Source organism: Microbacterium sp. NPDC055988 (genome assembly GCF_042269505.1).
GTDB lineage: Bacteria > Actinomycetota > Actinomycetes > Actinomycetales > Microbacteriaceae > Microbacterium.
Genome location: NZ_JBHJXY010000001.1, coordinates 2,943,627 through 2,961,458 on the forward strand (window position 1 = coordinate 2,943,627; position 17,832 = coordinate 2,961,458).

Sequence of the window (17,832 nt, forward strand, 5' to 3'; positions counted from 1 at the left end):
CCCTTCTTCATGCCCACGAGGCACTATCTTGAATCGGGACGAGAGGACACCCACCCATGACTGAACGCACCGGACGCCGACGCGTCCTACTCAAGCTCTCCGGAGAGGCATTCGGAGCGGGGCAGCTGGGTGTCAGCCCCGATGTCGTCTCCCAGATCGCCCGCGACATCGCCGCGGCCGTCGATCGGGTCGAGGTCGCGATCGTCGTCGGCGGCGGCAACTTCTTCCGTGGCGCGGAGCTCAGCCAGCGCGGCATGGATCGAGGCCGTGCCGATTACATGGGCATGCTGGGCACGGTGATGAACGCCCTCGCTCTCCAGGACTTCCTCGAGCAGGCCGGTGCAGCCACCCGTGTGCAGTCCGCGATCTCGATGACCCAGGTCGCCGAGCCCTACATCCCGCGTCGCGCCGAGCGTCACCTCGAGAAGGGCCGTGTCGTCATCTTCGGCGCCGGCGCAGGACTCCCGTACTTCTCCACCGACACCGTCGCAGCGCAGCGCGCGCTCGAGATCGGGGCGGACGAGGTCCTCGTCGCCAAGAACGGCGTCGATGCGATCTACACCGCCGACCCGAACAAGCACGCCGATGCCGAGCGCATCGAGCGCGTGACATATCGCGATGCGTTGCAGCGCGGCCTCAAGGTCGTCGACTCGACCGCCTTCAGCCTCTGCATGGACAACAGCATGGACATGCGCGTCTTCGGCATGGAGCCGGCGGGGAATGTGACCAGGGCCCTGCTCGGAGAGCCCATCGGAACCCTCGTCACCGCCTGAGTGTGTGACACGGCGGAGACTGCTTCGCCCGATAGAATTTGCAGAACACCCCGACGATAGGAGCCACCGTGATCGCGGACGTCCTCGCTGAAACCACCACTCGTATGAACCGGGCGGTCGAAGCTGCCAAGGAGGACTTCTCCACGGTGCGCACCGGGCGTGCGAACCCGCAGATGTTCCAGAAGGTCCTCGTGGACTACTACGGCACGCCGACCCCGATCGCGCAGCTGGCCTCGCTCGCGAACCAGGAGGCACGCACGCTCATCATCACGCCGTACGACAAGTCGGCGCTGAAGGCGATCGAGCAGGCCATCCGCGACATGCCGAACCTCGGTGTCAACCCGACGAACGACGGCAACCTCGTCCGTGTGACGATGCCCGAGCTCACGGCGGAGCGTCGCAAGGAGTACGTCAAGCTCGTCAAGACCAAGGCCGAGGACGCGAAGGTCCATGTCCGTGGCATCCGCCGCAAGGCGAAGGACGAGCTGGATGCGCTCAAGAGCGAACTCGGCGAGGACGAGATCGCCCGCGGCGAGAAGGAGCTGGACGGCCTGACGCGTCAGCACGTCGACCTCATCGACGACGCGCTGAAGCGTAAAGAGGCAGAACTCCTCGAGGTGTAGTCGGGATGTCTGACGAAACGCGTGACGCCGAGGAGGACAGGCAGCCGCTGACGCGCCGAGACGCGCGTGACGGCACGCCTGCTGACGGCGTCCCGCTCGCAGACGCGGCCTTCCCGACGTTCGATGCGGAAGCCATCCCGCCTCGTCCACCCCTTCCGGCGTCGGCGGGCGGCGGGACATCCGTCGTTGGTGGTCCGCTGGATACGGCGGACCACAATGCGATCCGCGAGCAATGGCGGGCGGCGAGGGACGAGCTCGAGAACCACGTCTCCCATGCACGGGATCAGATCGATCAGGCGAATGAACGGATCAAGCAGCGCACGGGACGTGATCTCGTCCTCGCGATCCTGATCGGTCTGGCGTTCGGAGCGGCGCTGCTCGCATCCTTGCTCTTCGTCAAGGCGCTGTTCGTACCGTTCGCTCTCGCTGCGGCGCTGCTGGGCGTGTACGAACTCTCCCGGGCGCTTCGGGCGTCCGGCCGCCGGATCGACGTCATCCCTCAGCTGGTTGCCGGTGCCTTCCTGGTGCTCTCGGCCTACTTCGCCGAGCCGTGGCTGTCCTGGGTCATGCTTTTCGTCGCCGTCGCGTTCGTCATCGTGTGGCGACTCATCGCACAGATGGTCGCGAAAGACGGACGCACCTACGGAGACGTCCTCGCCGATGCGGTCATCAGCGGATTCGTCCAGGTCTACGTTCCCTTCCTCGCCGGCGTCGCCCTCATCCTCCTCGAACAGGAGGGCGGCCAATGGTGGGTTCTGAGCTTCATCGCCATCGCGGTCGCCGCCGACACGGGTGCGTATGCGGCGGGTCTCGCGTTCGGGCGGCACCCGATGGCCCCGAAGATCAGCCCCAAGAAGACGTGGGAGGGGTTCGGCGGAGCGGTGCTCGCCTCCCTGGTCGCCGGCGTGCTCCTGGCCATCTTCCTTCTCGAGCTGCCGTGGTGGGCCGGTGTGATCTTCGGAGTGTCGATCCTGCTGTCGGCGACGCTGGGCGATCTCGGTGAGTCCATGCTCAAGCGTGATCTCGGCATCAAGGACATGAGCTCCTGGCTTCCCGGGCACGGCGGTCTCCTCGATCGACTCGACAGCATCCTGCCCTCGACGATCCCGGCGCTCGGCCTCTACTTCCTCTTCTCTCCCTGGGTGGTGCTGTGATGAACGAAGAGCAGATCGCGGAGCGGACGGCGGACGCTCCGCCGGCGTTCGCACTGACATCCGGGCGCGAGCGCGGATATCACCGTGCTGCCGTCGACGCGTTCCTCGCGTCCGCTCGACGAGCGTTCGAGTCCGGTACCGACGAGCTGGGCGCCGATGATGTGCGCGCGGCGTCTTTTCCGCTCGTCAAGGGCGGCTATGTCGTCGCCGACGTCGACGCGGCGCTCGGTCGCGTGGAAGATGCCTTCGCCGCGCGTGAGCGCGAGCGTGTGGTGCGCGCGCAGGGTGCCGAGGTGTGGGTCGAGCAGGCGAGAGCCGACGCGCAGGTCATTCTGGACCACCTGGCGCGACCTCGACGCCGGCGCTTCGCCCGCACCGGGGTGCTCACGTTCGGCTACCGCATTGACGAGGTCGACCATGTCTCGACCAGGATCGTCCGCTATCTCCGGGATGGCGATCCACTCTCCGCCGAGCAGCTGCGATCGGCAGCGTTTCGGATGCAGCGGGGCGGCTACCGCGAGGAGCAGGTCGATGGGCTCCTCGACGCCACGATCGACGTGATTCTGGCCGTTCGCTGAGTTCCTGATGGTCGTCCCAGGCGCCTTTGCGTAGACTGTCCTTCATCGTGAACTCCCGAAACGACATGAACCCCCAACGACGCGACCTTTCGCTGCAGCCCGCAGCGAGGGACGGATCCGCGCGCACGGGCACTCGTCGAGGGTCTCGCCGACGCGGCGTCGTCAGCGTGTTGAGCGCTCTCGCCGTCGTCGGATTCGCGGGAGCACTCGTGGCACCGACCGGGGTCGCTCTGGCCGAACCCGTGAAGTCCGACGCCCCGGATTCCGCTTATTCGCTGGCTCTCGCCGACACGCAGAACCTCACGGTCACCGTCAGCGGTGCTGCCATCACCCCGGTGGAGCGCGGCACGTTCGAGGTGTACGTGAAGCCGAAGCCCAAGCCGAAGCCCAAGCCGGCAGCCACTGCCTCCACGGGATCGCAGGGCGGATCCTCGGGCGGCACTCTGCCCCCCTATTCAGGAGGCGGTGCTCCCGCGGACTGGATGGCCGCCGCCGGGATCGCGCAGAGCGATTGGCAGTACGTCGACTACATCGTGTCGCGCGAGAGCGGGTGGAATCCGAACGCCACGAACTCGTCCTCGGGCGCGTGCGGCCTGGTTCAAGCCCTTCCCTGCAGCAAGGTGCCCGGTAACGGCTACGACCCGGTGGACAACCTGCGCTGGGCGACCGGCTACGCCACGGGCCGTTACGGCAGCTGGGCCGGGGCGTACAGCTTCTGGACGAACAACCACTGGTGGTGAGCAGGAGCGATGCCTCGCTCACGCAGACGCCCTCCGGCGCGCCCGGAAGCCGACGACGACTCGTTCGAGCGGTTGCTCGCCGGATGGAAGCGCTCGGAGACCCGTCGCGGCAGCGAATGGACCGTGCAGCCGGTGTCGTCCGCTCAGGCGCAGAAGGACTACGTCTGCCCGGGTTGTGCGCAGTCGATCGTGGCGGGAACCGCACACCTGGTCGCTTGGCGGGCTGACGGCGTCCTCGGCGATGCCGCTGATCTCGCCGCGCGCCGGCACTGGCACACACACTGTTGGAGGATCGCGTGAGCATGGAGATTCGAGGGCCGCTGGAGCTTCCCGCCGAGCGGGAGGACATCGAGCTGAAGACGGCGGACGGTCTCACTCTGGTCGGAGAGCTCGCCCTCCCGGAGAGCGTGCCGCCGGTCGCGACGCTCGTCACCCTGCATCCGCTGCCGACAGCCGGCGGCTTCATGGACTCCCACATCATCCGCAAAGCGGCAGCCAGGCTTCCCGCGCTGGCTGACTTGGCGGTCCTGAGGTTCAACACGCGAGGAACCACGTCGCCCCGCGGCACGAGCGACGGCGCGTTCGACGGCGGTGCGGCCGAGCAGTTCGATGTCGCGGCGGCCATGGACTTCATCCGTGCTCGGGCGCTCCCGCGACCGTGGCTGCTCGGATGGTCTTTCGGCACCGAACTCGCGCTCAAGTATGGACGTGATCACGACGTCGCCGGTGTGATCCTGCTGTCTCCGCCGCTGCATCGGACGACGGATGAAGAGGTCGCCGCCTGGGCTGCCAGCGAAGTCCCGCTCGTCGTGCTGGTGCCGGAGCTGGACGACTACCTGCGGCCTGACGAGGCACGCGAACGCTTCGCTTCGATTCCGCACGCGCAGCTGATCGCTGTCGAGGGCGGGAAGCACCTGTGGGTCGGCGAGACGCAGACGCGGCGCGTGCTCACCGAGATCGTGGCCGCAGTGAACCCGTCGGCGCTGCCCCTCGCCACGCACTGGCCGCCGGCGGACTGATCGAGTGCCGGACGCTCAGAGTTCGTTCATCCGCGGGATGAGCACCTGCCGATAGATGATCAGGATGCTCGCGGCGACGGGGATCGCGATGAGCGCCCCGAGCAACCCGAGCAGACTGCCACCCGCAAGGGCCGCGACGACGACCACTGCGCCGGGGACGGCGACTGCGCGGCTCATGATGCGCGGCGAGATCACATAAGCCTCGATCTGCATGTAGACGAGGTAGTAGATGGCCGCGGCGATCGCGATCCCGGGTGACCCGAGCCCGGGGATGAGGCATACCAGGACGATGATCGTCGAGCCGGTCAAGGTGCCGACGAGCGGGATCAGCGAGAAGAAGAAGGCGATGATCGCGAGAACGGCCGGGAACGGCGCATCGATGATCGAGAGGTAGATCGCGCTGAGGACGCCGTTGATCACGCCCTGGGTGACCTGCCCCATGACGTAATAGCCCACGGAGTCGGTGATCTGCTCGGACAGATCGATGAAACGGTCGCGCTTCGACGACGGGGCGAGCTGGTAGACGGCACGCTTGAGCGACGGCGTCGAGGCGGTCAGGTAGATCGTCAGGATGAGGACGATGAACGCGCCGAACAGTCCGCTCAGAACGGCGCCGCTGGCGACGAGGACGCCCTGGCCGATGGATCCGCCGATCTCGGCGAGGTTGGTCGTCAGCCAGTCCGTCACATAGGTGAAGACGTCATCGACAAGGAGGTTCGGGAAGGTGTCCTGCATCCACTCCTTCAGGTCGGGGATCAGGTTGCCTCGCGACACGATCGCCGAGATCTGCGCGATGAGCTGCGAGATCTGATCCACCAGGACGGGGAGGATGATCAGCACGATCCCGCTGAAGATCGCGAGGACGGCGAGGATCGTCACCAACACGGCCAGCCAGCGGGGGAGCCGACGACGCTCGAGGAAGGACACGAGTGGATCGAGCCCCAGACTCAGGAACAGCGCCGTGCCGACATAGAGCAGGACGCTGGAGAGAGTCTCCACGCTGTTGATCAGGAGGATCCCCAGTCCCACGCCGAGCGTCGCCACGAGGGCGGTGCGGAACGGATTGTGGATCTTCATGCGACGACTCCTCGAAACGGCTGCAGCAAGGGTATCCAGACGCCGCGCAACGCCGCGCGCGACGTGCCGGTCCAGCCTGCACTGCACGTGTACGTGGGCAACACTCAGCTGATTTCGCTAGTCTGAAATGTCGAGTGTTGCGTCGCGGGCAGATGCCGGTGATGCGTGAGGAGACTATTCGTGCGTTTCGTATGGGCCGTGGTGGCCTTCGTTCTTGCCGCCGTGCTGATCGGGGCCGGGATCGCCCAGCGCACCTTCGTGGGCCCCGACTCGCAGCAGACGCCCGTCGAGATCGAGGAGCCCGCGCCGTTCGTCCTCCTGGATGGAGACGTGCTCCGGACGAACCCGGGCGTTCAGACCCTGATCGTCCGCGGGCAGGGCGACATCTTCGGCAGCTACGGCAGGACCGCCGATATGGAGGCCTGGCTCGCAGACTCCGACTACAACCACGTCACGGTGGACGACGACGGCGGCTTCGCCGTCGAGCACGTGTCGGCGGCCGAGGATGCGGACGAGGCGGACGGCGGCGCAGGCGAGGACGGGGAGGCGGCTACGGGCCGCGATCCCCGGGGATCCGACCTGTGGCTGGACTCCTTCGAGAAAGAGAACCGCCTCGTCGCCGACAACATGCAGCTCCCCGAGGGAACGAGCATGCTGGTCGCCTACGACGGCACGCAGGACGCTCCTGATGACATCGTCATCTCTTGGCCGCTCGACACATCGACGCCGCTGGCCGGGCCGCTCATGGTCGCCGGCGGCATCGTCCTGCTGATCGGACTCGTGCTGTACGTCCTCGGGATCCGCCACCAGCGTCGTGGGCGCGGGCCGCGTCGCAAGGGCCCGGGCCCTCTTCCGGCGACCGAGCCGATCGACATCGCGGTGCTCCCTCCCGAAGAGCGCGCGGCTATCGAAGGCCCGGCGGATACGCCGACCTCCGCCGGCCCGGCGCCTTCCGCAGACACCCCGGATACCGCGATCGAAGACGGGGAGATCGTGGATCCCAAGGAGAACGACTCGAAGACGTCGATGCGTGCGAAGAGCACCGCTCGTCGTCGCCGGCTGCTGACGATCCCGGCCCTCGGGCTCACTGCTCTTCTCGCTGCCGGGTGTTCCGCTGACTCCTGGCCGCAGTTCGGCGATGCCTCTGCCTCGCCCTCGCCCAGCCCGACCGTGATCGCGCCGGAGAACCAGAAGCCGCCGGCCGTGACCGAGTCCCAGGCGAAGCGAATCCTGAAGTCCGTATCCGACACGGTGGTGGAGGCAGACACCGCACTCGACCTCGACCTGGCGTCCACGCGTCTGGCCGGACCGGCTCTCGCTGCTCGCACGACCGAGTACGCGCTGCGGACCAAGCTCACGGACATGGCAGTTCCTGCGGCGATCCCGACCGACGATGTCGAGGTCGTGCTTCCGGAGGCGACCGACGCATGGCCGAGGACCGTGCTCATGCTTGCGAAGAGCAAGGGCGACGACACCGAGCCGCCCGTCGTGCTCATGATGACCCAGGCCGACCCGTGGTCGAACTACAAGGTCAGCAATATGGCCGAGATGTCCGCGGATGCGGTGTTCCCCGACGTCGCCGCCGCCTGGCTCGGCACGTCGCTCGTCCCATCTGACTCCGCGTTCCTCACGCTCCCTCCCGCCGAACTCGCCCCGGCGTTCGCCGATGTCGTCGACTCGGGGGAGAAGAGCGAGTTCTACGGCCTGTTCGATGATCTGGCGCTGAACCTCGCGACGTCGATCACCGATAGTCGGCAAGCTGTGGTCAAGGGTCTCGCCGACAAGGGCGCCGCCAAGACATCGAAGGCGGCATTCGACATGGCGCCGACGACGGACGAGCCGATCTCGATGACCACGCTCGACAGCGGTGCGATCGTCGCGGTCTCCCTGACCGATACCGAGACCGTGACGCCCGTGTCTTCCGACGTGGTGATCCGGTTCGGGGACAACGCTCAGGCGAAGGCGCTCACCGGTGCGACCGAGTCCGCGAAGGGCGTCGAAACGACTTATGAGTTCCAGCTGTTCTTCTCGGTCCCCGCTCAGGGGTCGACGGAGCAGATCCGGCTCCTGGCAGTCCACCAGGACCTCCTTTCCGTGAAGGTGATCAAGTGAGTGAAATCTCTCCGTCCGCGCTGCGCGGCGCGGTGGACCTGTCGACCCTCCGAAACCGGCCGGCGTCGCCGCCCGAGGGCGCTCCTGCTCCCGGCGTGGTCGATGTCGTCGTCGATGCGACCGACGAGACGTTCGGGCAGATCCTCGAACTCTCCCGCACGGTTCCCGTCGTCGTGGACCTGTGGGCCGAGTGGTGTGGACCGTGCAAGCAGCTGAGCCCGATCATCGAGAAGGTGACTCGTGAACTCGGCGGCCGGGTGCTGCTCGCCAAGGTCGATGTCGACGCGAATCCGCAGCTCGCGCAGAGCTTCCGCGCGCAGTCGATCCCGATGGTGGTGGCGTTGATCGCCGGCCAGCCGGTACCGATGTTCACAGGCGCGGTGCCGGAGCAGCAGGTGCGCGAGGTCTTCGCGCAGCTGCTGCAGGTGGCCGCGCAGAACGGCGTCACCGGATCGCTCTCGGTCGATGCGGATGCCGAGGCCCCGGCGACCCCGGAGGAGCCGGAGTTGCCGCCGCTGCACGCCGAAGCCTTCGCTGCGATCGAGGCAGGCGACTACACAGCCGCGATCCGGGCGTACGAGAAGGCCCTCGCCGAGAACCCTCGCGATGAGGAGGCGATCGCGGGCCTCGGCCAGGTGCGTCTGCTCGACCGCGTGCAGGGACTCGATCTGCAGACGGCGCGCGCAGCGGCCGCGGAGGGACCGCTCGACGTTCAGGCGCAGTTCGATGTGGCCGACCTCGATCTTGCCGGCGGGCATGTCGAAGACGCTTTCGCGCGACTGCTCGACCTGTTCGCGCAATTGCCATCCGACCAGCGCACCCCTGTGCGGGAGCGCCTGATCGAGCTGTTCGGTCTCATCGGGACGGGTGACCCGCGAGTCGTCGCCGCCCGGAACCGGCTTTCGTCGCTGCTGTTCTAGCCCTTGGAGGGTTACGGGCGGGTCACCGTCATCCGTGACTGACGGTGGGTACGTGCGGGTCGGACTGGTGACGTAGCCACAGCGTCGAAAGCGCGGGAAGTGTCATCGTCGCGGTGGGGGCGCCGCCATCCTCGCCCGACGCGAAGACCATGCCCAGATTTCCCGACCCTCGTCCGCCGTATTCGGCGGCATCGGTGTTGAGCACCTCCTGCCAGACGCCGTCCTGCGGAAGTGCGAGTCGATATCCCGCGCGCTCCACGCCGGCGAAGTTGCTCACGACGACCAGACGGCCTCCATGGGAATCCCGCCGCTCGAAGGCGATCACGTTCGGGTCCCAGCTGGGTGCACCGAGGCGGTGGAACGACGATCCGTCGTTGTCGCGCGCCCAGAGAGGGGACTGGGACCTGTAGGCACGGTTCATCGCTCCGACGAAGTCCTGCAGCTGCGCGTGCGAAGGCTGTTCGAGGAGCCACCAGTCCAGCTCACGCCCTTCCGACCACTCGGCGAGCTGACCGAATTCCTGCCCCATGAACAGGAGCTTCTTGCCGGGGTGTCCCCACATGTAGGCGACGTAGGCGCGGACGTTGGCGAGCTTGTGCCAATGGTCGCCGGGCATCTTCGCCATCAGGCTGCCCTTCCCGTGCACGACTTCGTCGTGGCTGATCGGCAGCAGATAGTTCTCCCCGAATGCATACACGAACGAGAACGTCATCTCGCCCTCGTGGTGCGCCCGGTACATCGGGTCGCGGGAGATGTACTGGAGCGAGTCGTTCATCCAGCCCATGTTCCACTTGAACCCGAATCCCAGCCCCGCGTGATCAGTGGCTGCTGTGACGCCGGGGAAGCTGGTCGACTCCTCGGCGATCATCATGATGCCGGGGTGCAGGCGGTACGCCGTGGCGTTCACCTCCTGCAGGAACCGGATCGCCTCGAGGTTCTCGCGACCGCCGTGGATGTTCGGTTCCCATTCGCCGGCTTCGCGGGAGTAGTCGAGGTAGAGCATCGAGGCGACCGCGTCGACGCGCAGCCCGTCCACGTGGAACTCCCTGAGCCAGTACAGCGCGTTGGCGACGAGGAATCCCCGCACCTCGGGCCGGCCGTAATCGAAGATGAGCGTGCCCCAGTCCTGGTGCTCGCCGCGACGCGGGTCCGGGTGCTCGTAGAGCGGCTGGCCGTCGAAGCGTGCGAGAGCGAAGGCGTCTTTGGGGAAGTGCCCGGGGACCCAGTCCATGATCACGCCGATACCGGCCTGGTGCAGCTGGTCGATCAGGTACCGCAGATCGTCGGGGGTGCCGAATCGGCTCGTCGGCGCGTAGTACCCGCTGATCTGGTAACCCCAGGAGCCTCCGAACGGGTGCTCCGCCAGGGGCATGAACTCCACATGGGTGAATCCGGCATCCGAGACGTGCTGGATCAGCGGCTCGGCGATGTCCCGGTACCCGAGTCCCTCGCGCCAGGAGCCGACGTGGATCTCGTAGACCGACAGCGGCTGCGCGACGGCGTGTGTCGCGGCACGCCGCGTCATCCATGCGCCGTCCGCCCAGTCGTACGAGGATGAGGTCACGACCGATGCCGTGTCCGGTGGCACTTCGGCGGCGAGCGCCATCGGGTCGGCCTTGAGGATCCAGGCGCCCTCGCGTGTGCGGAGCTGATACTTGTACCGCGTGCCCAGCGGAAGGTCGGGGATGAAGAGTTCCCAGACCCCGCTCACGCCCATCGAGCGCATGGCATGGGCTTCGCCGTTCCAGTCGTTGTGATCTCCCACGACGCGCACGGCTGTGGCGTTGGGCGCCCAGACGGCGAATGAGACGCCCTGCTCGCCCCCCAGAGTGCGCGGGTGCGCCCCGAGCACCTCCCAGAGGCGTTCGTGGCGGCCCTCCGCGATCAGATGGAGATCGAGGTCTCCGAGGGTCGGGTGGTGTCGGTACGGATCTCCGGACAGCTTCTCCTCGTGATTCGCGTATCGCGTGGCGACGCGATAGGGGAGTGGCGGACCGACATGCTGCGCCTCCCAGATGCCGTGCGCGACATGGACGAGCTCGAGCCGGCTGCCGTCACCGAAGATCGCGGCCACCCCGGCGGCCAGGGGGCGTCGGACGCGGATGACCGTCACCGTGCGATCGGCCGCGTCCTTGTGGGGATGCGCGCCGAGAACGGCGTGCGGATCGTGGTGGGTGGCCGAAGAGATGGCCTCCCACTCTGTGGACGCCGTGACATCTTCTGCGTAGCTCATGCTCGCTCCCTCACCCTCAGGATGTGCACCGGCTCGGCGAAGGCGTCGAGTCGCACGTAGTTGTGGTCGTTCCAGTTCCAGACGGCGCCGGTGAGCAGATCTTCGACCTCGAACGACTCGCCGAGCGGAACGCCCCACTGGGTGCTGTCGAGGTGCACGGTCGTCTCGCGGACCGAGTGCGGGTCCACGTTCGCGACCACGATGATCGTGTCCGCGCGGCCCGTGCCGGTGAAGGGGGCGGCCAGGTGCTTGCTGTACACGAGGACGGCATCGTCATCGCTCCAGTGCGCCCGGAAGTTCCTGAGCTGACGGAGTGCGGGGTGGGCTGTGCGGATCTCGTTGAGCCGTCGAAGCAGGGGGGCGAGGGATTCACCGCGAGCCTCGGCGCCCGACCAATCTCGGAACTTGTACTCGTACTTCTCGTTGTCGATGTTCTCCTCGGACCCGGGCCGTGCCACGTTCTCGAAGAGCTCGTAGCCGGCGTACACCCCGTACACCGGTCCAGCGGTGGCGGCGATGCAGGCACGGATGCGGTAAGCCGCACGACCGCCGAACTGCAGGTACTCGGTCAGGATGTCGTGCGTGTTCACGAAGAGATTGGGCCGCATGTAGTCGGACGTCTCCCGTGACACCGAGGTGAGGAACTCCTCCAGCTCGCTCTTGGTGTTCCGCCACGTGAAGTAGCTGTAGCTCTGCTGGAACCCGACGGCGGCCAAGGCACGCATGACAGCCGGACGTGTGAAGGCCTCGGCGAGGAAGATCACATCCGGATCCACGGTGTTGACCTCGCGGATCAGCCACTCCCAGAACTGCAGCGGCTTGGTGTGGGGGTTGTCGACCCGGAAGATCTTCACCCCCTGGGCAACCCAGTGCTGCACGACGCGCAGCATCTCGGCCGCGATGCCGTCGGGGTCGTTGTCGAAGTTGAGGGGGTAGATGTCCTGGTACTTCTTCGGCGGGTTCTCCGCGTACGCGATCGTCCCGTCGGGGAGGGTCGTGAACCACTCCGGGTGCTCGCTCACCCAGGGATGATCCGGGGATGCTTGGAGGGCGAGGTCGAGGGCGACCTCGAGGCCCGCCCCGTGCGCCGCCCGGACGAAGGAGCGGAAGTCGGCGGCCGAACCCAGGTCGGGGTGGATGGCATCGTGGCCGCCCTCGGCGGAGCCGATCGCATACGGCGAGCCGGGGTCACCCGACTCGGCGGTGAGGGTGTTGTTGCGCCCCTTGCGGTTGGTGGTTCCGATCGGATGGATCGGAACCAGGTAGACCACGTCGAAACCCATCGCGGCGACCTCTGGCAGGCGTCTGGCCGCCGTGCGGAAAGTCCCGCTCTTCACCGTGCCGTCCTTGAGCCGCTTCGCCCCCTCCGATCGGGGGAAGAACTCGTACCAGGCACCGACGCCCGCAGCATGACGTTCGACGTTGAGTGTATGTCGCTCCGTCGCGGAACACAGGGTCACCAGGGGGCGGGCGCGGAAGAGGTCGGCCAATCCGGGATCCGTGGAAAGCGCGAGCGCCGTCGCACCGTCCCCGCCCTCCAGCGACTCCGCATCGGCGAGCAGACGCTTTCGCTGCGCGGCGGGACGCTCCTTCTCGGCAGCGGCTCTCGCGAGCAGCTCTGCTCCGAGCGCAGCCATCACCGGCACGTCGACCCCGGCCGCGACCTTCAGCTCCGTGGCATGGGCCCAGGTCGCGAAGTCGTCCGAGAAGGCCTCGAACCGATAGCGCCATGCGCCCTGCTCATCGAGTGCGATCTCGGCCGACCATCGGTCCGTGCCGTCGTTCCGGGCGGTCAACCGGTGGAGGCTCTCCTCGCCGGACGGCGAAGTGAGGCGGACGTGCACGCCGATGATGTCGTGCCCCTCGCGGAACGAGACCACGCTGAACGGGACGACCTCTCCCGCGAACGCCTTCGGCGCGAAGCCGCCGGGAACCGCCGGACTCGGATCGAGCAGGGGGATCCGCGTGGTGCGGAGGGAGCCCGGAACATCCGCGTCGACGAAGACGCGCGTCGGGATCTGAGCGGGGCTCCGGAGAGCCGAGGACCGAGTACCAGCGCGTGCAGCCACATCCCGAATGTACCGCGCAGACGTGGCCGCGGGTAGCGCGCCGCGTGGTGCGTCGGGAGCGGGGCTCATTCGATGCGGAAGAGCCTCATCGACGTTCCGGACACCGGCAGCACATCGCCGGGTGCGAAGACCTCCTCCTCATCGGAAGGTCGCTCCTGAGAGCTCGACCACAGGGACACGAAGCGGGTCGCGTCCTCGATCTCGTCGGGGAGACGCACGTCGATCGGCGACTCCGTCCCGTGCACGATGAGCAGGATGCGGTTGTAGGCCTCGGTGTCGGGCGTGGACGCGGCGACGTACTGCAGCGTCCTGTTCCCGGGATCTGCCCACTGCCCCTGCTCCATCGTCTCGCCGTTCTGGTCATACCAGTCCATGACCGAGGCGTTGGGGATGTGCTCGCCGAGCCGTGCGTAGCGACTCGGGCGGAGCGCAGGGTTCTCCTGTCGCAACCGGATCAGGTGGGAGACATGCGCACGCAGGTCCTCCTGCCAGGGCTCGGACTCCCAGGCGAGCCAGGTGAGAGCGGAATCCTGAGCGTAGGCGTTGTTGTTGCCGCGCTGGGTGCGGCCGACCTCGTCGCCTGCGGTGAGCATCGGGATGCCGGCGGAAAGCAGCAGAGTCCCGAGCAGGTTGCGCATGGCCTTGCGACGCGCGGCGAGAATCGTCGGGTCGTCCGTCGGCCCCTCGATACCGTGGTTGAACGCACGATTGGTGTCAGCGCCGTCGCGATTCTGCTCGCCGTTTGCCTCGTTGTGTTTGACGTCGTACGAGACGAGGTCATGCAGGGTGAAACCGTCGTGGGCGGTGACGAAGTTCACGCTGGCGAGCGGACCCCGGTCCTCGCTGAAGGTGTTCGAGGAACCGGCGAGACGCGTCGCGAACCCCCCGATGCCCACCGGTGCCGACGCGCGCCGTGCATAGTCGATGTCGCTCAGCCAGAAGTTGCGCACGCGGTCGCGGTAGCGATCGTTCCACTCATGCCACCCCGAGGGGAAGTTCCCCGTCTGCCACCCGCCGAGGCCGACATCCCACGGCTCGGCGATGAGCTTCGTGTCCGCGAGGATCGGATCATCGGCGATGGCGCTCAGAAGCGGATGCTCCGGTGTGTACGCATGGGACTCGTCCCGTGCGATCGCGGTGGCGAGGTCGAAGCGGAATCCGTCGATCTGCATCTCCTGCGCCCAGTAGCGGAGCGAGTCGAGCACGAGTCTGGCCCCGGCGTCGGTCGCGGTGTTCAGGGTGTTGCCGCACCCGGTGGTGTCGACGTAGACGCCGGCCTCGTCCTGACGGTAGTAGAGGGCGTTGTCGATGCCGCGCAGGCTCGAACGGGGTCCGCCGATGCCCTCTTCCGAGGTGTGGTTGTAGACGACGTCGAGGATCACCTCGAGGCCGGCCTCGTGCAGCAGCCGCACCATCCCCTTGAACTCCGCGAGCACGGCCTCCGGGCCTTCCTTGCGCGCGTCCTCCGTCGCGTAGGCGGTGTGCGGAGTGAAGAAGTTCAGGGTGTTGTAGCCCCAGTAGTTCGTGAGTCCGCGCTCGAGCAATCGCGGCTCCGGCACGAAGGCGTGCACGGGGAGGAGCTCGATCGAGGTGATGCCCAGCGAGTGGAAGTACTCGATCATCGCAGGATGGGCGAGGCCGGCATACGTGCCGTGCAGTGCAGGGGGGACATCGGGGTGCCGCTTGGTGAGTCCCTTGAGATGTCCCTCGTAGATCACGGTGCGGTCGAGGGGGATACGCGGCTTCTGGGATTCGCCCCAGTCGAATCCGTCGACGATCACGACGGAACGCCACTCCTCGTACCCGTCGCCCTGGGCGAGACCGCGGGCATACGGGTCGAGCAGCAGCGTCTCCGGGTTGAAGGTGTTTCCGGGGCCGTGAGGCCCACCGACACGGACGGCGTAGCGGACGCCCGGCTGCAGGAGTTCCGTGGTGACCTCCCAGATGCCTCCGGCCAACCGATCGAGCGGGACCTCGTCGGTCGCCCAGTCCAGGTCGGTGGCATCGAACACGACCAGCTCGATCGACGAGGCGTTCTGCGACCAGACGCGGAGGGTGCCGACGCCGTCGTGCAGACGGACGCCGAGGTTGTCGAGGGCGGTGCCGCCGGGCACGGTGAGGTCTCGGGACGCGGGCATGAGTACACACTAGGCGCGATGTGTTGCAGTCTCATGTCAGGGCGTACCGGGTTCCATGGACGCAGACCCGGCAGGGCGCGTTTCGCGAGAGAATCGAAGGATGCGGCACTATCTCGATCATGCGGCGACCACGCCTCTGCGCCCCGAAGCGCGCGACGCCTGGCTGGCCGCCACGGAGACCGTCGGCAATGCGTCGTCCACGCACGGCGCCGGCCAGGACGCCCGCCGACTGCTCGAGGAGTCCCGCGAGCGCGTCGCAGCGATCCTCGATGCCGACCCGATCGAGATCGTGTTCACCTCGGGGGGCACCGAGTCGATCAATCTGGCGCTGCAGGGCCTGTGGCGGTCCCGCCCCGAGGGCACCGCGGCGATCGTGATGCCCGATGCCGAGCACCACGCCACGATGGACACCGTGGCCGCACTCGTTGAGGACGGCGCCGAACTGCGCCGGGTGCCGGTGACCGACCGCGCGCGCATCGAGCCGGAGCAGTTCGCGTCGCAGCTTCGGGAGGCGGCTCTCGCCACCGCGCTCGTCGCCAACAACGAGGCCGGTACGATCAACGACGCCGCGGCGCTGTCCGCCGCTGCCGCCACGGCCGAAGTGGCGCTCCACCTCGATGCGGTCGCTGCGCTCGGCCACGTACCACTGTCGTTCCGTGGTCTGCGCGGGGGTGCCGCCGGGGGAGCCGGCCTCGTGGCCATGAGCCTCGCCGGGCACAAGATCGCGGCTCCCGTCGGCGTCGGGGTGCTCGTCACGGCCCGTACCGCGCGTATGACGGCCCTCTTGCGTGGCGGCGCGCAGCAACGAGGGCTCCGCGCCGGAACCCAGGACGTCGCCGGGGCTGCGGCGTTCGCCACCGCGCTCGAGCTCGCCGAAGTCGAGCGGGTCGCGGAGGCCGCGCGACTTCGCGCACTGCGAGACCGTCTGGTGTCCGGGATCCGCGCCGCGGTTCCGTCGTCGGAACTCCTGGGCGACCCGATCGATCGTCTGCCGGGCAACGCGCATCTGCTCTTCCCCGGTGCGGTGGGGGAGAGCCTGCTGTTCCTCCTCGACGTCGCCGGGGTCGCGGCGTCGACCGGATCGGCGTGTCAAGCGGGCGTCGCCGAACCGTCCCACGTGGTGATGGCGATGGGGCGGAGCGAACGCGATGCGCGCAGTGTTCTCCGGTTCTCGCTCGGCCGCACGTCGACCGACTCCGATGTCGACGCAGTGCTGGCGGCGATCGCTGACGCGTACACGCGGGCATCCGGCGCCGGCACAGGCGCACGCTCGTAGACTGTTCCCATGCGGATACTTGCGGCGATGAGCGGCGGCGTCGACTCCGCCGTCGCGGCAGCCAGAGCCGTGGAGGCGGGGCACGACGTCGTCGGTGTGCACCTGGCACTCTCCAGAGCCGGCGGAACGCTCCGCACGGGCAGTCGCGGATGCTGCACCATCGAAGATGCCCTCGACGCGCGGCGGGCTGCCGATCTGCTCGGCATCCCGTTCTATGTGTGGGACTTCTCGGAGCGATTCCGCGATGACGTGATCGACGACTTCATCGCCGAGTATCAGGCGGGGCGCACCCCCAACCCCTGCATGCGGTGCAACGAGAAGATCAAGTTCGCGGCTCTCCTGGAACGCGCGATCGAGCTCGGCTTCGACGCCGTGTGCACCGGCCATTACGCCACGCTCGTGGACGGTGCCGACGGACTGGAGCTGCATCGTGCCTCCGACAACGCCAAGGATCAGTCCTACGTCCTGGGCGTGCTGACCGCGGAGCAACTCGCGCACACGTACTTCCCGCTCGGGTCCACCCCCTCGAAGGCGATCGTTCGCGCCGAGGCGGCAGCACGCGGCCTGACCGTCGCCCAGAAGCCGGACAGCCACGACATCTGCTTCATCCCCGACGGCGACACCCGGGGGTGGCTCGCCGAGAAGGTCGGCACCGCCACGGGCGAGATCGTCGATCGCAGCGGGGAGGTCGTCGGATCCCACGAGGGGGCGCATGCGTTCACGGTGGGTCAGCGACGCGGCCTCAAGCTGGGTGTCCCCGCAGCGGACGGCAAGCCTCGCTTCGTGCTCGAGGTCCGTCCGGTGTCGAACACCGTCGTGGTCGGGCCCAAGGAAGCCCTGGCGATCGCGCAGATCGCGGGGGAGCGGTTCAGCTGGGCCGGTGCCGCACCGACGGAGTCCTCGTTCGATTGTCACGTGCAGATCCGTGCGCACTCCGAGCCGGTCGCCGCGCGTGCCGTGGTCTCGGACGACGGGGTCCGGGTGACGCCGGAGACGCCGCTCGACGGCGTCGCGCCGGGACAGACCGCCGTGCTCTACGTCGGCACACGGGTACTCGGGCAGTTCACCATCGACACCACGGTCTCGGCGGTTCCCGTCGGCGCGTAGGCGCTTCCGGTGT

At 67.7% G+C, this 17,832-nt stretch carries 15 protein-coding genes; 11 read left to right on the forward strand and 4 right to left on the reverse strand.

The window, feature by feature from the left end; all coding sequences use genetic code 11:
- The first annotated feature begins 56 nt into the window (after window positions 1–56).
- The 7 genes from pyrH to ACFC14_RS14105 all read left to right on the forward strand — a co-directional run bounded on the left by pyrH (window position 57) and on the right by ACFC14_RS14105 (window position 4,887).
- Entirely contained in the window at window positions 57–773 is a 717-nt protein-coding gene (gene pyrH / locus ACFC14_RS14075; protein WP_017830711.1) for a UMP kinase, read from the forward strand.
- Window positions 774–841: 68 nt separating this feature from the next.
- On the forward strand, window positions 842–1,396 hold the full coding sequence (frr, locus tag ACFC14_RS14080; protein WP_029263480.1) for a ribosome recycling factor: 555 nt from the start codon (window positions 842–844) through the stop codon (window positions 1,394–1,396).
- A gap of 5 nt (window positions 1,397–1,401) precedes the next feature.
- Window positions 1,402–2,550, forward strand: coding sequence for a phosphatidate cytidylyltransferase (locus ACFC14_RS14085; RefSeq protein WP_376105645.1), 1,149 nt, complete (start codon window positions 1,402–1,404; stop codon window positions 2,548–2,550).
- Complete coding sequence (locus ACFC14_RS14090) at window positions 2,550–3,128, forward strand: DivIVA domain-containing protein (RefSeq protein WP_376105648.1); 579 nt, start codon at window positions 2,550–2,552, stop codon at window positions 3,126–3,128. Before ACFC14_RS14085 ends, ACFC14_RS14090 begins: the two co-directional genes overlap by 1 nt.
- A 47-nt stretch (window positions 3,129–3,175) precedes the next feature.
- A complete protein-coding gene (locus ACFC14_RS14095) occupies window positions 3,176–3,868 on the forward strand; it encodes a transglycosylase SLT domain-containing protein (protein ID WP_376105651.1) in 693 nt (230 codons plus the stop codon).
- 9 nt (window positions 3,869–3,877) lie between these two features.
- Window positions 3,878–4,168, forward strand: coding sequence for a hypothetical protein (locus tag ACFC14_RS14100; protein WP_376105653.1), 291 nt, complete (start codon window positions 3,878–3,880; stop codon window positions 4,166–4,168).
- A gap of 2 nt (window positions 4,169–4,170) precedes the next feature.
- Window positions 4,171–4,887: an alpha/beta hydrolase gene (locus tag ACFC14_RS14105; protein ID WP_376107203.1), complete on the forward strand. Its 717-nt coding sequence runs from the start codon at window positions 4,171–4,173 to the stop codon at window positions 4,885–4,887.
- 15 nt (window positions 4,888–4,902) lie between these two features.
- On the opposite strand, the gene ACFC14_RS14110 is transcribed toward ACFC14_RS14105, so the two are convergent.
- On the reverse strand, window positions 4,903–5,964 hold the full coding sequence (locus ACFC14_RS14110; protein ID WP_376105656.1) for an AI-2E family transporter: 1,062 nt from the start codon (window positions 5,962–5,964) through the stop codon (window positions 4,903–4,905).
- A gap of 180 nt (window positions 5,965–6,144) precedes the next feature.
- Between ACFC14_RS14110 and ACFC14_RS14115 the strand changes: the two genes are divergently transcribed.
- A complete protein-coding gene (locus tag ACFC14_RS14115) occupies window positions 6,145–8,076 on the forward strand; it encodes a glycosyl transferase (RefSeq protein ID WP_376105658.1) in 1,932 nt (643 codons plus the stop codon).
- Window positions 8,073–8,996: a tetratricopeptide repeat protein gene (locus ACFC14_RS14120; protein ID WP_136043844.1), complete on the forward strand. Its 924-nt coding sequence runs from the start codon at window positions 8,073–8,075 to the stop codon at window positions 8,994–8,996. The genes ACFC14_RS14115 and ACFC14_RS14120 overlap by 4 nt, the downstream gene beginning before the upstream one ends.
- A 28-nt stretch (window positions 8,997–9,024) precedes the next feature.
- Here the strand turns inward: ACFC14_RS14120 and glgB are convergent, their stop codons facing one another.
- From glgB to glgX, 3 genes are all read right to left on the reverse strand, one after another.
- Window positions 9,025–11,229: a 1,4-alpha-glucan branching protein GlgB gene (gene glgB / locus ACFC14_RS14125; RefSeq protein WP_376105661.1), complete on the reverse strand. Its 2,205-nt coding sequence runs from the start codon at window positions 11,227–11,229 to the stop codon at window positions 9,025–9,027.
- Window positions 11,226–13,298 carry a maltotransferase domain-containing protein gene (locus ACFC14_RS14130; protein WP_376105663.1) on the reverse strand — a complete coding sequence of 691 codons (2,073 nt, stop codon included), beginning with the start codon at window positions 13,296–13,298 and terminating at the stop codon, window positions 11,226–11,228. Before ACFC14_RS14130 ends, glgB begins: the two co-directional genes overlap by 4 nt.
- A gap of 65 nt (window positions 13,299–13,363) precedes the next feature.
- The gene (glgX, locus tag ACFC14_RS14135) at window positions 13,364–15,436 is read right to left on the reverse strand and encodes a glycogen debranching protein GlgX (RefSeq protein WP_376105666.1); all 2,073 of its coding nucleotides are present in this window, start codon (window positions 15,434–15,436) and stop codon (window positions 13,364–13,366) included.
- Window positions 15,437–15,536: 100 nt separating this feature from the next.
- Between glgX and ACFC14_RS14140 the strand changes: the two genes are divergently transcribed.
- Together ACFC14_RS14140 and mnmA are read left to right on the forward strand one after the other, a co-directional pair.
- Window positions 15,537–16,712, forward strand: coding sequence for a cysteine desulfurase family protein (locus ACFC14_RS14140; RefSeq protein ID WP_376105669.1), 1,176 nt, complete (start codon window positions 15,537–15,539; stop codon window positions 16,710–16,712).
- A 9-nt stretch (window positions 16,713–16,721) separates the two neighbouring features.
- Window positions 16,722–17,819, forward strand: coding sequence for a tRNA 2-thiouridine(34) synthase MnmA (mnmA, locus tag ACFC14_RS14145; RefSeq protein WP_376105672.1), 1,098 nt, complete (start codon window positions 16,722–16,724; stop codon window positions 17,817–17,819).
- The last annotated feature ends 13 nt before the right edge of the window (window positions 17,820–17,832 follow it).

Bases quoted from the DNA above. Each gene is read 5' to 3' on its own strand.
- pyrH (WP_017830711.1), top strand. From the start codon at position 57: ATGACTGAACGCACCGGACGCCGACGCGTCCTACTCAAGCTCTCCGGA.
- ACFC14_RS14085 (WP_376105645.1), top strand. From the start codon at position 1,402: ATGTCTGACGAAACGCGTGACGCCGAGGAGGACAGGCAGCCGCTGACG.
- ACFC14_RS14090 (WP_376105648.1), top strand. From the start codon at position 2,550: ATGAACGAAGAGCAGATCGCGGAGCGGACGGCGGACGCTCCGCCGGCG.
- ACFC14_RS14100 (WP_376105653.1), top strand. From the start codon at position 3,878: ATGCCTCGCTCACGCAGACGCCCTCCGGCGCGCCCGGAAGCCGACGAC.
- ACFC14_RS14105 (WP_376107203.1), top strand. From the start codon at position 4,171: ATGGAGATTCGAGGGCCGCTGGAGCTTCCCGCCGAGCGGGAGGACATC.
- ACFC14_RS14110 (WP_376105656.1), bottom strand. From the start codon at position 5,964: ATGAAGATCCACAATCCGTTCCGCACCGCCCTCGTGGCGACGCTCGGC.
- glgB (WP_376105661.1), bottom strand. From the start codon at position 11,229: ATGAGCTACGCAGAAGATGTCACGGCGTCCACAGAGTGGGAGGCCATC.
- glgX (WP_376105666.1), bottom strand. From the start codon at position 15,436: ATGCCCGCGTCCCGAGACCTCACCGTGCCCGGCGGCACCGCCCTCGAC.
- ACFC14_RS14140 (WP_376105669.1), top strand. From the start codon at position 15,537: ATGCGGCACTATCTCGATCATGCGGCGACCACGCCTCTGCGCCCCGAA.
- mnmA (WP_376105672.1), top strand. From the start codon at position 16,722: ATGCGGATACTTGCGGCGATGAGCGGCGGCGTCGACTCCGCCGTCGCG.